The sequence below is a fragment of the Planctopirus limnophila DSM 3776 genome (assembly GCF_000092105.1).
In the GTDB taxonomy this organism is placed as follows: domain Bacteria; phylum Planctomycetota; class Planctomycetia; order Planctomycetales; family Planctomycetaceae; genus Planctopirus; species Planctopirus limnophila.
This window is the reverse complement of the sequence record NC_014148.1, coordinates 1,729,994-1,743,654: the sequence shown is the minus strand read 5'-3', so window position 1 is coordinate 1,743,654 and position 13,661 is coordinate 1,729,994. Positions and strand designations below refer to the sequence as shown.

General features: G+C 52.8%; 12 protein-coding genes and 1 tRNA gene. 9 read left to right on the top strand and 4 right to left on the bottom strand.

Annotated features, from left to right (window positions below):
- Positions 1-54: 54 nt before the first annotated feature.
- Positions 55-1,392, top strand: coding sequence for an ATPase, T2SS/T4P/T4SS family (locus tag PLIM_RS07060; protein ID WP_013109634.1), 1,338 nt, complete (start codon positions 55-57; stop codon positions 1,390-1,392).
- 88 nt (positions 1,393-1,480) lie between these two features.
- Here PLIM_RS07060 and arfB read toward each other — a convergent pair whose 3' ends face one another.
- Positions 1,481-1,936 carry an alternative ribosome rescue aminoacyl-tRNA hydrolase ArfB gene (gene arfB / locus PLIM_RS07055; protein ID WP_013109633.1) on the bottom strand — a complete coding sequence of 152 codons (456 nt, stop codon included), beginning with the start codon at positions 1,934-1,936 and terminating at the stop codon, positions 1,481-1,483.
- Positions 1,937-2,309: 373 nt separating this feature from the next.
- Between arfB and PLIM_RS07050 the strand changes: the two genes are divergently transcribed.
- The 3 genes from PLIM_RS07050 (at position 2,310) to PLIM_RS07040 (ending at position 6,095) form a co-directional block, all read left to right on the top strand.
- Positions 2,310-4,490, top strand: coding sequence for an FdhF/YdeP family oxidoreductase (locus PLIM_RS07050; RefSeq protein WP_013109631.1), 2,181 nt, complete (start codon positions 2,310-2,312; stop codon positions 4,488-4,490).
- Positions 4,491-4,641: 151 nt separating this feature from the next.
- The gene (locus tag PLIM_RS07045) at positions 4,642-5,460 is read left to right on the top strand and encodes a ParA family protein (protein ID WP_013109630.1); all 819 of its coding nucleotides are present in this window, start codon (positions 4,642-4,644) and stop codon (positions 5,458-5,460) included.
- 68 nt (positions 5,461-5,528) lie between these two features.
- On the top strand, positions 5,529-6,095 hold the full coding sequence (locus PLIM_RS07040; RefSeq protein ID WP_013109629.1) for a signal peptidase II: 567 nt from the start codon (positions 5,529-5,531) through the stop codon (positions 6,093-6,095).
- 126 nt (positions 6,096-6,221) lie between these two features.
- Here PLIM_RS07040 and PLIM_RS07035 read toward each other — a convergent pair whose 3' ends face one another.
- Entirely contained in the window at positions 6,222-6,860 is a 639-nt protein-coding gene (locus PLIM_RS07035) for a hypothetical protein (protein WP_013109628.1), read from the bottom strand.
- 658 nt (positions 6,861-7,518) lie between these two features.
- Here PLIM_RS07035 and PLIM_RS07030 point away from each other — a divergent pair.
- The 3 genes from PLIM_RS07030 to PLIM_RS07020 all read left to right on the top strand — a co-directional run bounded on the left by PLIM_RS07030 (position 7,519) and on the right by PLIM_RS07020 (position 10,314).
- Positions 7,519-8,577 (top strand): hypothetical protein, encoded by a 1,059-nt coding sequence (locus PLIM_RS07030; RefSeq protein ID WP_148227012.1) that lies wholly within the window; start codon positions 7,519-7,521, stop codon positions 8,575-8,577.
- A 174-nt stretch (positions 8,578-8,751) separates the two neighbouring features.
- Positions 8,752-9,726 carry a DUF1559 domain-containing protein gene (locus PLIM_RS07025; protein ID WP_013109626.1) on the top strand — a complete coding sequence of 325 codons (975 nt, stop codon included), beginning with the start codon at positions 8,752-8,754 and terminating at the stop codon, positions 9,724-9,726.
- Positions 9,727-9,903: 177 nt separating this feature from the next.
- Positions 9,904-10,314, top strand: a complete 411-nt coding sequence (locus PLIM_RS07020) for a hypothetical protein (protein ID WP_013109625.1) — start codon at positions 9,904-9,906, stop codon at positions 10,312-10,314.
- Positions 10,315-10,367: 53 nt separating this feature from the next.
- On the opposite strand, the gene PLIM_RS07015 is transcribed toward PLIM_RS07020, so the two are convergent.
- Positions 10,368-10,440, bottom strand: a tRNA-Ile gene (locus PLIM_RS07015).
- Positions 10,441-10,577: 137 nt separating this feature from the next.
- On the opposite strand from PLIM_RS07015, the gene PLIM_RS07010 reads away from it, so the two are divergent.
- Positions 10,578-11,858, top strand: a complete 1,281-nt coding sequence (locus PLIM_RS07010; protein ID WP_013109624.1) for an acyl-CoA dehydrogenase family protein — start codon at positions 10,578-10,580, stop codon at positions 11,856-11,858.
- Between the two features lie 51 nt (positions 11,859-11,909).
- Here the strand turns inward: PLIM_RS07010 and PLIM_RS07005 are convergent, their stop codons facing one another.
- A complete protein-coding gene (locus tag PLIM_RS07005; RefSeq protein ID WP_013109623.1) occupies positions 11,910-12,470 on the bottom strand; it encodes a hypothetical protein in 561 nt (186 codons plus the stop codon).
- Positions 12,471-12,634: 164 nt separating this feature from the next.
- Here PLIM_RS07005 and mazG point away from each other — a divergent pair, with 164 nt between their 5' ends.
- Positions 12,635-13,597 carry a nucleoside triphosphate pyrophosphohydrolase gene (mazG, locus tag PLIM_RS07000; RefSeq protein ID WP_013109622.1) on the top strand — a complete coding sequence of 321 codons (963 nt, stop codon included), beginning with the start codon at positions 12,635-12,637 and terminating at the stop codon, positions 13,595-13,597.
- The last annotated feature ends 64 nt before the right edge of the window (positions 13,598-13,661 follow it).

The following is a 13,661-nucleotide window of genomic DNA, read 5'->3' as shown; positions in this document are numbered from 1 at the left end:
CTGCCAGCTTCTGACATACGTGCGTTTGATTGCGTGTTTGGCAAAGGATCGTCCATGATTTTCGGCATGTTCGGCAAAAAACCCGCAGACCAGGGTGGGGGTGAAGATCATGACGAAGACGAAGAAATTGAACTGGTCTCATTTCAGGGGGCCCTTAATGGAAAATCAGCCGATCTGCAGGCCAACGCCAAGCTGGCCCAGATTGGTTTGATTCCTGCCAAAGAATTCGTGACCGATGCGCTTTCGCGTCGAGCGGAAATGGTGCGGATTGACATCAAAGGTGAGCGGGCCCAATCGACACTTTCGGTGGATGGAGTCGTTTATGCCGGCTCCCGTATGCCCAGGCCACAGGCAGTAGCCATAACTCAGATTATGAAACTGCTGGCTGGGCTAGATCCCAAAAACAAAGCCACGACTCAGCAAGGTGGTCTCAAGAGCGACTACGAAGGCCATCCGTGGGAAATTTCTGTGGAAACTACTCCACAGGCGGAAGGTGTCGAGAGGCTGACTCTTCGATTTCGCGACTTGAAAGCCAAGCTCAATACGCTCGACGAACTGGGCTTTCCAGGCATTGTCCGTCAGAAGATTCGCGAAAAAACACCCAATCGAAAAGGTCTCGTGATTATTGCCGGCCCTCCCGGGAGTGGTGTCACAACCACAACCTTTGCCGCCATTCGCGGCATCGACATGTACATGTACTCATGCATGTCCGTTGCCAATCTGGGCTCACGCGAAATCATCAATTGCACGAAGTTCGAAAGCCAGGAAGGGGATTCGATCGTGCAAACGATCGCTCGTGTCCAGCGGGCCGAGGCTGATGTTCTCTTCGTCGATCCGATTAAAGATGCCGAATACGCGAAGACCTTGGTGGATAACTGCGATACTTTGACTCTGATGGCAGAAATGCCTGCCAAAGATGCTGCTTCTGCCGTGGCACAGCTTTGCGCCTGGGTCGGTGATCCCGCCAAAGTGGCCGATGCTGTTCAACTTGTTATCAGCTCAAAACTCATCCGGCAATTGTGCGAAGAATGCAAAGAAGCTTTCCGCCCTAACCCTAAGCTTCTGGCAAAAGTCGGCCTCCCTCCCGAAACCAAAGTGCTTTACAAAAAGGGGGAAGCTCCTGTCGATGAAAAGACTGGGCAGGAAGGCGAGCCTTGCGGCAAATGTGGCGGTATTGGCTATTACGGCCGAGTCGCCATGCTCGAAATGCTCGAAGGGACTGAGGAGATGAAGGAGGTCATCAAGCAGTCCCCCACTGCCGACGCCATTAAAGCTCAGATGCGGAAGGAGGGAATGCAGACCCTCCAGAAAGATGGTCTGCGTCTGGTGGTTGAAGGCAAAACCTCCCTGGAAGAACTCCAGCGAACTTTCAGCAGTGGCAACCCACAGTAAGCCAGCACCTTCATGCTCATCTGTTGATGGCATTAAGTTGCGGTGACACCGCATGAGAAATGATGATTCGACAAGAGTTCAGCCACTGCTAAGTCGGATCGATCCGCCGGCTGTTGCGGATGTTGGCGCGGTGCTTTTTTTCCTGCAATCGGCGGGCATTGGAGGCCTTCGAAGGCTTTGTTGGGCGGCGAACCTTCGGTGGAATCGAGATTGTTCTGAGAATCTGCACTAACCGCTGCTCACACGCCAGGATGTTCTGCTTCTGATCTCGGTGCTCATCGCTGGCAATGACAAGTTCGCCTTCATTATTCAAGCGATTCCCAAACTCGTGACGCAGCCTCACTCGAAGCTCCACAGGGAGCGACTTGGATATCATCGCCGGCCAGTGCATCGTTGCTTTGGAATTCACCTTATTGACATTCTGCCCGCCCGGGCCCGAACTGCGGCTATAAGTCCAGCGGAACTCAGAACGTGGAATGAGCAAGCGATTGGTCACGCGTAACACATCGCCTGCCTCCTGCTCCCTCGATAATGGGTGATCCATCACAATCTCTTTTCTGCAGCAAATTCTAAAAACAAGTCGACGATCTCAACTGTCATCGACTCTTCACTTGAGGTGATCGCCCGTTTTCTACACATCGACGATCGCGATTCACATCAACAGTGCCGCCTTGGACAATCTCAACGAACGCAGGTTCGCTTCGATCGAGAATGATTCTCACCTTCATGCAACTCCTTTCAAGTTCCTAAGCATCTTGATCTTACACTACCGAACGACTCTGAAGATCAGTGACGCCCCATGCAGCTGATTTTCAGTATGATGTTTTCTCTCGGGACGAGAACGCTCTTTCCCTGAGAAAACTGGTCGTTTACTCTTAATTGCGCATCAGATTGAGCCCCATTGAAGAAACTGCATCATGCGAAAAATCACCACGGGAGGCGGCTGGCCCGCAGTCCTCTACACTCTTCGCAAAGCCCGGGAGATGGGTGGCTTCTGGAAGATGTGGCAGGCGATGAGGTCCAAAAATGCCTGCAAGACCTGCGCTCTGGGCATGGGCGGCCAGAAAGGGGGCATGGTTAACGAAGCCGGTTCGTTTCCGGAAGTCTGCAAAAAATCACTTCAGGCGATGGCCTCGGACCTTCAAGCCGGCATTCGTTCTGAGTTCTGGCAGAAATACAGTATTGGTCAGCTGAAATCCCTCTCGCCGCGAGAGCTGGAATACTGCGGCCGACTCGTCGAACCTGTGATTCATGAAGCGGGCAAAAGCCATTATCGCCCCATCAGCTGGGAAGATGCATTTGCCAGAATTGCTGAACGCCTGAAATCGGTTCAACCGGATGAAACCTTCTGGTATTTCAGTGGCCGCAGTTCGAACGAGGCCGGTTTTTTGCTCCAGCTCTTTGCCCGCATTTACGGCACAAACAACATCAACAATTGCAGCTTTTATTGTCACCAGGCCAGTGGTGTGGGCCTGACCAGCGTGCTCGGTACAGGAACAGCCACACTGACGCTGGAAGATGTCGAACATGCCGACTGTATCTTTCTCATCGGTGGTAACCCGGCCAGCAATCATCCGCGGTTGATGTCCACGCTCAAGCACATTCGTCGCCGTGGTGGTGAGGTGATTGTCATTAACCCGGTCATTGAAACCGGACTGGTCAACTTCAGTGTCCCCAGTGATCCCTGGAGCCTGCTCTTTGGTACCAAAATCGCCTCGCTGTATGTTCAGCCACAAATTGGCGGAGACCTGGCTCTACTTACAGGGATTGCCAAAAGAATTCTGGAACTGGGCCAGCACGATCCTGCATTTCTCACCACGGCCTGCGATGGCTGGAGCGAATGGAAGCAACATCTGGAATCGACTCACTGGAGCGAAATCTGCGAAAAATCGGGAGTTGGCATCGATGAAATCAATGCCATCGCCAGACGATACGCCAAATCCAAAAACACCGTCTTCGCCTGGACCATGGGCATCACTCACCATGCACACGGGGTGGAAAACGTTGAGGCCATTGCCAATCTGGCCCTCATGCGCGGCATGGTGGGCAGACCCCACGCCGGCCTGATGCCCATCCGCGGACATTCCAATATTCAAGGCATGGGGACGGTTGGTGTCACTCCCAAACTCAAAGATGTGATTTTTGAACGACTCCAATCGACCTTTCAGATTTCTCTCCCACAAACTCCCGGGCGGGACACAATGGCCTGTATGGATGGCTCGCTGAATAGAGAACTCAAGTTCGGCTTCTGCCTGGGGGGCAATCTCTTTGGGTCAAATCCCGATGCCGCTTACGCCGCGAAAGCGCTCTCGAAACTCGATCAGATCGTTTATCTGAGCACCACACTCAATACCGGACATGCCCATGGTCTGGCTCAGGAAACCATCCTCCTCCCGGTGCTGGCACGCGATGAAGAACCTGAACCCACGACTCAGGAATCGATGTTCAATTACATGCGACTGAGCGATGGGGGATTGCCTCGGCATACCGGCCCACTATCGGAAATTCACGTGATTGCCGAGATCGCCCAAAGAGTTCTCCAGAGGTCGGGCCCGATCGACTGGCAGGAAATGAAAAGCGCCCAGAAGATCCGCGAATCTCTGGCGAAAGTCGTGCCAGGCCTTGAAGCCCTCGCCACGATTGGCGAGACAAAACAGGAGTTTCAGATTCCTGGCCGCACCTTTCACACGCCTACGTTTCCGACGCCCAGCGGCCGTGCACAGATCAAAAGCCACGAGCTTCCTTCTCTGATGGGGGCACCCGGTGAATTCCGATTGATGACAATCCGCAGTGAAGGCCAATTCAATACCGTGGTTTACGAAGATTACGACCTGTATCGCAACATCGACCGGCGTGATGTGATTCTCATGCACCCTGAAGATCTTCAGTTGGCTGGCCTGTTCGACGACCAGCGAGTAGTCGTGAAAAGTGCTGCTGGTGAGATGGTGGGTATTCGCACGAGGGCCTTCAAAAATATTCGCCCCGGGAATGTCATGATGTACTACCCGGAGGCCAATATCCTTGTCCCACGCAGTCTCGATCCACGCAGCAAAACGCCAGCCTTTAAGGCCATCCCTGTGACAGTTAAGGCCTTGTGAGGCCGAAAAACGCTTAAAAAATCAGCGGTCAAAGACCCACAGGAAATTCAAAAGAGTCTTCGCAGTTCATCTTTGCGATTTGGAGCGGATTGGCTAACATCTTCAAGAGAGTGTGTTTGCGCTTAAACAGCTTCCAGGGACGGAATCAGAAATGCGCCGGATTGCAGTCATGAATCAGAAAGGTGGCGTCGGCAAGACGACCACAAGTGTCAACCTGGCTGCGGGCCTGGCTCGTGCCGGGCAGAAGGTTCTCCTGATCGATCTCGATCCGCAAGGCCATGCTTCGATTCATCTGGGTGTCGAAGCCTATGGCCAGGTTCCCACGATCTATCAGGTCTTTACTGGCCGTAAAAAGCTGACTGAAGTTCAGCAACTTGCTTGTGAAAATCTTTGGCTGGCCCCCGCGAATCTCGATCTTGCAGCGGCTGAACTGGAGCTTGTCGACGCACAGAATCGCGAAGTCATCCTGCGAGACGCCATCCTTGCCTGTGAAGATCAGGGGGCGTTTGACTACATCGTGATGGATTGTCCTCCTTCACTGACAGTTCTTACGATCAATGCGCTCACGGCAGCGACCGAGGTTTTTATTCCTCTCCAGCCTCACTTCTTTGCCTTGCAGGGGCTTTCGAAGCTGTTTGAAACGACGGCTCTGGTGAAACGCCGTTTGAATCGGCAGCTCAAAGTCGCCGGGATTGTGCTTTGCCTGTATGAGACAGGAACTCGACTCGCGGCAGATATCACCGATGACCTGACTCGCTTTCTCGAAGAGAGTGATCCACAGTCTCCCTGGGCACAGGCCAGAATCTTCTCGTCTCGCATTCGTCGAAACATTAAACTGGCGGAAGCACCGAGCTTTGGACAATCCATTTTTGATTACGCCCCCAAATGTACGGGAGCTGAAGATTACCTGGGATTGGCCAACGAAGTGTTAGCCACTGCCAATCAGGCAACTCGCCCGCATGCTGCCTGACAAGATCAATTGCCACGACGAACCTTCAAGAGTCCATTGCCGCTCCAGCTTCCTACGGAATGAACGTCATGCCGAAAATTCTGACTTCACGCTGGGCAGCGGCTTTTATACTCTGTGTTGCAATTCTCGTTGCCGATCAATGGACAAAACTCTGGGCAGTCGAAGTCCTCAAAGGTGAAGAGGCCTGGGTCTTTCTCGGTGGCATTTTCCGCATGCAATTCGCCTACAACCCGGGTGGATTTCTTGGCCTGGGCGGAAATCTCTCCAGTGAAATGAGGACGGCTCTATTCATCGGCCTGAATGGCGTGGGTCTGTTGGCACTGGCGATCCTGCCCTGCGTTAAGCGATTGTCGCTTTTGAACTTCTTTGCCTGCTGGTTGATTTTTGCCGGTGGTATTGGAAATCAGATCGACCGGATTCGCCTGGAGAATGGCCACGTAATCGATTTTTTGAATATCGGCTGGGGTTCCCTGCGGAGCGGAATCTTTAACATTGCCGATATGGCCATCACCGCCGGTGCGCTCATCCTGCTGGTGGCAGCCATTATGGCACCAGCACCTCGCAAATCACCGGCAACGAGCGAAGAGCCTCAGGCGATCATCCCCGATCACACTGAGCCAACCCCCGCAAACTAAGCCGGGTTTCCCACTGAGTGGGAATTGCAGGATTGTGGGAACTCGCAGCATTCCAGAGAGATATGAATTACGCAGCTCGTTTCAATGAACAGAAATCTGCCGTGATTGATATCTCAACACAAGGCGTCATTGCGGCAGCGATAGCTCGACAGACAGAAACTCATGTGGATGAGTTTTGTACCGATTCGCCAGTTGCCTGAGAGTCGCTAATCGAGTGCCGCCGCGAGAATTCTCGGGAGTAATCGTCTCCGTTCCATTGAGAGCTCCCAACACTTGCTCGCGAATGATCATGACCCGGATCTTGCGAGTTCGCAGTTCACCGGCACATTCACATGTCAGGCACACCACATATGGAATCGTCCGCGTGGGTAATCCCATTTCCCGGCGAAGATTCCCCTCAGCAAACCGCTCCGAAAGTTCATTCAGAACTGCATTGAGGTAGTTCCAGTAATGCTCTTTGGGAAGTGGCAAGACCGAATTTTCTGGAGTGGTCGCCTTGGCTGCTGCCCGAATCTCCTCAGCAGCTGTCGCATTCAGAAAGACCTCTTCGCAACGCTTCTCAGCCAGCGTTCGATAAACCAGCTTGCCGTCTTCGATCCAGTTGAGTGAAAAATTCAAACGGTCGAAAAATTCCTGACGCTTCCAGTCATGCCGTGCTCGACGCTGGCCGAACCACCAGCCGACACCGACAAAAATCAACCCGATGAGAATCTTGACGAGATTGTCCTGAACGTGAACCCAGATCTGTTGCAACACTTCCTGCACGGCCATGCTCCATAGGATTTCGACATCGATTCGAACGTCAGAAACTTAATCAAGACTTGAATACGACTGCTCTAGTCTTTCAAAAAACATTACGGGATTCATTTCTGGAAATCCCTTTCGTCCGTATTCGATTTTTACCTCGCGTTCAGCATCTGTCGTCGAGAGATATCACTCATCACAATCGATCTCTAGCCTGACGTCCTTCAGGCAAGACACACATCTCTTTACTGATGATCCCGACGGCTGACCGAAGATCGCAAACCACAGTCCTTGATCATTCTGATTACGCAATCTTGCCCGCAAAACATCCGCATCGGGAAATCTCAACGCCACAGGCAAACACACCCCATCTTACGCACTCAACCAAATGTGAAGTACGCCTCCTTTTCTGTGAATGACGCTCAGCGACTTTGCCGATTTCTCCTGCTGTAGCGAATGTGACGGGAATCGGAGCCTGTCCATGAGCTATGGGGGGAAGTGATTCAGGCATCAGAGCTCGCTTCACTGGCAGTTATGGCCAGTGAGTGCTCTGGCGCACCTGTAGATCGATGGGCCATGGCCCACTTCAGGTGCGATCGGCGCGATCACTTTTCCCCCACCAGAAATTCTGAAGGGGGGCCGCCGGATGAGAGATCTCGGCGTGGGATGCTGCTTGGCCATGCTGAGCACTATGCTGCTGTTGCATGATGCAAAACCTTTGACTGCCGATGAGATTCCTGCGGATGATGCAGGCGTTGTGCAGACTCAATTTCAGAAGAACAGCGAGCTGGAATATTTTGAAGAGATCGGAATCCATCAGCTCAAGCCAGGTTCCTCTACTTCTCAATTGCGCAAAGAGGCTATGGCCGATTTGCCGATGCATCGACTGACTGCCGAACAGCAGAAGAAGCTGAATAGCCTGATGCAATCCGTGACGTTGTATCGCCGTCTTCCGACTCTCCAGTTTGAAGTGGATGCCGACGCTTATCGCTTCTTTATGCAGCATCCGGATATTGCTGTCAGTACCTGGAGAGCCATGGATATCTCCAAATTCCAACTCAAAGAAACATCCACAGGCATCTATCATGCCGACGCAGGTGACGGTTCGATAGGAAACGTCGAAGTCCTTTATCGCGATCCCGAAGACACACTGATTATCTGCGATGGTCAGTTCAAAAGCCCAGCTGTTGTCAGACCCATCACTGCCCGCTCAGTCATGAGATTTCAGGCCTCATTCGCCACTCAACCAGATGGCCGGGTGATCTGCACACATCGTGGAGATGTCTTCGTCGAGTTTCCACAGCATATGGTAGATGCCGTCGCCAGAGTCATTTCCCCAGTGAGTCATTCGATCGCGGATCGAAATTTTCGGCAGATCACGCTGTTCGTCCACATGATGTCTCAAATGATGGAAAGGCAGCCTTCGTGGGTCGAATCCTTGAGCAAGAAGATGGATGGGATCAGCGAGGGCCATCGCCAGGAGTTTGTTCGTCTCACCAAAACCGCTTATCAGAATGCTCAGGCCCGCTGGCGCATTGCCAACTTGCCCACCAGCCCCATTTCGATCGACAAAATCATTGAACCTCTGAAAATCCAGGATTCAAACTCCATTCCTGCACAACCCAGAGTTTTGCCCGTCGATGGTAATTCTTCCACGACAGTCAGTGGGCGAATGGTCAGTGAATCATCCAGTTCCATACGGACGACTCAGATCACACCCGCCCCACTCCACAAGTAACGCTTGATATCGCTTCAAAACTCAGGACGCACTGGCAGTGCGAGTTCTCTTTGCGACGGAGAACTCCTGCCGGTGCGTCCTCATTTCTTGACAAACTTCGATTCACATGCAATTCTATCCCAAGTTTTGATTAATCAAAACAGTGGATACTAACTTGCAAAACCGGAGTTTTCAATGTCCGTAACCCCTCGCAGAATTGGCTTTACGCTCATTGAGCTGCTGGTCGTCATTGCGATTATCGCCGTGCTCATTGCGTTACTGCTTCCCGCAGTACAACAGGCACGCGAGGCGGCTCGGCGTACCCAAAGCCGCAATAATCTCAAACAGATCGGGATTGCACTTCATAACTACCACGACGCCCACAAGGTGTTTCCCGCGGCTTATCTCGGCAATACGAGGCATCCATCGCGGGATCCCAATACATTCGATGGCCCCAACGGGTTTGCCTGGGGCACCATGCTGCTCCCCTATCTCGACCAGGCTCCACTCTACAATTCCATTCGAACGGACCTCCCCTGCTGGGCACCGCAGAATGCCTCAGCCGTTGCCATCAATCTCCCGGTCTTCATGTCTCCCTCTGCCTCCAATTCCAACGGACCGATGATTGTTCGCGATGGATCTGGCAATGAACTGGCCAGATTCGGTCGCGCCCATTATGTGGCGAATGCCGGCCAGGATGAGCCCTGGGGGTATCAGATCGAGGATTACTCACAGATCGCCAATGGCCCGATGTACCGCAACTCGAAAATCCGCACTGCTGATGTCACCGATGGTCTGTCCAACACGATCTTCATTGGAGAGCACAGCATTGTCAGTGACAAAACGTGGGTGGGCGTGGTCCCTGGAGCCGAGGTCTGCTCCATCGATCCAGCCAGATTCCCTATGACCACATGCGATGCTGCAGCGACGCTGGTCAATGTTCACTCGGGCCCCGCTCAAGATGAGATCGATCCAGTAACAGGGTTCGCTCCCATACATCCACCCAACAGCCCGCTGTGCCATGTCTGCCAGATGTACTCTCCTCACGCAGGCGGGGCTCATGTGTTGCTGGGCGACGGCAGTGTCCGCTTCGTTTCCCAATTCATTCATCAGCCCACCTGGGCAGCACTCTCAAGCTGCCGAGGGAATGAAGTCGTTGCCGAATACTGATTGGCTTCTACTCTCAGTCGGCCCCGCTCTGTGATCATCACTATTTCTTAGAGAGAGGGCTCGATTTTTCCTGCCCCCCTAATGTCCGAGAACTGGTAACTGCCATTCCATTGCGCGGTTGCGCGTTTGGTGATGCCAGGCGATTCGAATAGTCATCAAGTAAGGGCGATCGAAAAAATGTCCGAACTATCGTTCAGTGAAATGATCCGCGATCTTCGAGTCATTTGGGGGCTGTCGCTTTTATTAACGATTGTTGTATTGATGGTTCTCTGGCGATGGTGGGCTACGCCGGCAGTCATTGAGCAGAACAACCTCAAGTACGTTCAACTTCTTTGGACCGCCACGTCATCTCGCAATCCCTCGCAACTCAATAAAGTCGAAGAGGCCATCCGGCAGCGAGCCACTCAGGGGGAGATGTCCCCAGCCGCCCTGGCAGAGTTCGAGCGGATCATCCGACAAGCGCAATCTGGGGCATGGGAAGAAGCCTCTAAAGCCTGCTACCATCTCGCCGAAGGGCAACAGAATCGCTGGCGTTCTCAATCGCCAGATCATTCGCACCAGCCACACGAAACACGGCATATTCACTGAATCGGCCCAAGTGATCCACAGCTCAAACGCCAGCAGCACTTCGAAGACCTGATTGGCTCCACTGGGATTCGAACCCAGAACCAAAGGATTATGAGTCCTCTGCTCTAACCGTTGAGCTACAGAGCCTGCCGGAAAATAGTTTAATCAACTCCTTTGTGCTTGGGCAGTCAATCAGATCCGATTCACGAGATGTTTCGGAATGATTGGCCGATTCTCCGACCTCTTTTTCAGCCGAAACGACGCCCTGGTGACATAGCAGTTCCATGAAGGTTGCTGCAAATCCGCTACAATCTTTGAAGCAGCAGTTGTTTGCCCATGGCCATGCGGTCTTGACCAGAGCATTGGAGAATATGATCAATCCACGAGAAGCACATGACTGGCGTCCAGTCGCTTATGAACTCGCTGCCTCGTGGCAACTCAGCGACGGCGTGCCGAATGGGTCTGCTGTCGAGTCACAACCACAGGCAGAATCATATATCCCACAGTCTGGCTTATCGGCAAAACCATGGGTTGTCGATCGCTGGCGGCAGCTGGATCGGGCTTGTTTTCTCCAATGGTTCGTCCCTCAAGATATGGGAGGAAGCCTTGAAGTTCACACGGAAGCCGACCGTCTTGAACTCGGCATGATTCTCGCCTCCGGTTGCTTAACCACCGCATTTTTACTCTCGCAGCGCAATGCTTCGGTGTTGCGTCTCGCAGCATCGCCCAACAGTCATACGAAGGCCAAATGGCTCAAACGCAGCACGCAAGGAGCAACCTTCTCCACCGTGGGCATTTCTCACCTGACGACTTCACGTCAGTTTGCCACCCAACCGGTGGTTTCCGCTACGATCTGCGATGATGGGGGATATCTTCTGAACGGGATGATCCCGTGGGTCAGCTCGGCTCAACGTGCCTCATCGATCCTCACAGGGGCCACAATCATGCCTTCCGAGGCTGATGCCGACCAGATGCTGGTGATGATCGATCCTGAGCAATTGGGGGTTGATGTTTTGCGGCCGCTGCCACTTCTGGGGTTAAATGAGACATCGACAGGTTCTGTCGAGCTGAGAAATGTCAAAATCAGTGTGGATGACATTGTGGCAGGGCCACAACCCCAGGTGCTCAAAGGGAGCAGCCTCCCCTCGTCTCAAAACAAAAACACGCCAGCCACAGGCTCACTTTCAACAACTTCACTCGCTTTAGGTGCCACCCTGGGAACCATCGAGCGATTGTCTCACGAAGTCGCCCAGCGGCCCGAACTGCAGCCCATTTACGAGGCACTCCTCGCGGAAGCGACTGACTTCAGATCTCAACTTTTTGCCTGCGCTCAAGGAACTCTGGCCACATCGCCAGAGATCTTGCGACAGCAGGCGAATTCACTGGTTATCCGTGCGGCTCAGGTTTATCTCTCAGCCTGTAAAGGAGCCGGGTTTATGCAAGGCCATCCCGCCTCGCGTGCCATCTGTGAAGCGATGTTTTTCACAGTCTGGTCGTGCCCACAATCGGTGGTCATGGCCAGTTTGAAACAACTCACCTGCACATCCAGCGACACCTGGAGCTGAACCGACATTACTTGTGTCACAACCAGTTACCAGCCGATGTCTGTTCGGGCGTTACTTGACCGGTTCTTTGGTCTCGGGGGCCTTCTCGATTTTTCCCCACATGTGACCACCCACTGCATCATGCTGCCAGGTTCCCGCATAGCGATCTTTGTAAATCATCACCCGAGCAGTGAATGTGCCCATGAGCGGGATCGTCGTATTGGTCAGTTGAATCATGGGAGTATCGCCTGCCCAGCGAACCTCCACAGGCACAGGAATCTTGACATCTTTATCACCATACTTAATGCGGGAAGTGATCAGCCACACAAAGTTGTCTGCCTTCCCTGGTGCGACTTTCCTCACTTCGGAAATCTCATAACGCTCTTCTTTCGGTGCCCCCGTCCGGCCGTCAATGGAAAAAACACCTACTAACACTGACCCTGTCATCTGCTTCCGGAACTCCTCTTCAGCCGGTGTCAGTTCCCCAGCGGTTTTTACTGCTGGCGACTTTTCATCCTCGGCGTGAAGATTCCGCAGAATGCTTGCCGTGGGCATGGAAGTAAAGAACAAGAAATTCCCCAGACCAATCACAAACAACAGAATGATCTTCGTTACATGAAATCGGGCGTTCATCTGGGCTATCCTTCACCAAATTCGATGGACGAGGTCGCAAGCTCAAGCAGACGACCCTCGTTATGATGTGCCGTTAGCGCAAATGATGCAATCCCCGGCCACTCGGCAGGTGGCTGGTATCACCTCGAAAGCCTCGTTGAATCCTCGAAGGAAGCTGATTTTCTATGACTGCTCATTCGCAAGCTTCACCATCATCGAATGGGAAAACGGTCACTGGTCAAGCACTTCCTTTAAGTCAGGTCTCAGGAGAAACTCCTCCCATTGAGATCCTGCTGCCCGAGTTCCAGAAGTTTGTGGAAACGATTGCCCGCCTGCGTGCTCCTGATGGCTGCCCGTGGGATCGTGAACAGACGTTAAAATCGGTCTGCAAACATACGCTGGAAGAAACTTACGAACTCATCGAAGCCATTGAGCATGACGACAACATCGCGATTGTCGAAGAGTTGGGCGATGTCCTGCTTCAAGTGATCCTTGATGCTCAGATCGGCCGCGATGAACAGCGTTTCGATCTCATCGATGTGATTCGCGGCGTGACCGCCAAGATGATTCACCGCCATCCGCACGTCTTCGGTAACGAATCAGCGAGCACGGCAAATGATGTCAAAGTTCATTGGGAGAACGCCAAACAGCAGGAAAAACAGCGGGAATCGATTCTCGATGGCCTTCCAAGAGAAATGCCCGCACTCGCCCGTGCAGCGCGGCTTTCCGAGAAAGCCGCCAGAGCGGGCTACGATTTTCCTCAGCGTGAAATGCTCTTCAGCAAACTCAACGAAGAGATTGAAGAATTGCAGGTAGAACTTTTTCCTGCTGGCATTCCTGAGTTCCCTCCGGCGACCGTCGAAGCGGAAGTCATGCCCGATCGCTCAATCGAGCATGCGGAAGCTCGCGAACGTGTTCAGAGTGAGTTAGGCGATGTGCTCTTTGTTCTCGCTAACATCGCCCGCAGATGGCACATCAATCCCGAAGAAGCTCTGCGTTCCAGCAACCAGAAATTCGAGCGCCGCTTCCGTGCGATTGAAACTGCCGTTCAAGCTCGCGGCAAAAAAATGTCTGAGACTTCGTTGAAAGAAATGGAAGAGATTTATCAGCAAGTCAAACGGCAAGAGAAAACAGAGACACACGGGTAGTTTTTCCTTGAGCCTTCGAAGTTTCTGACCTGTGACCGAACTCACTGATTTCATCATCAAGTTT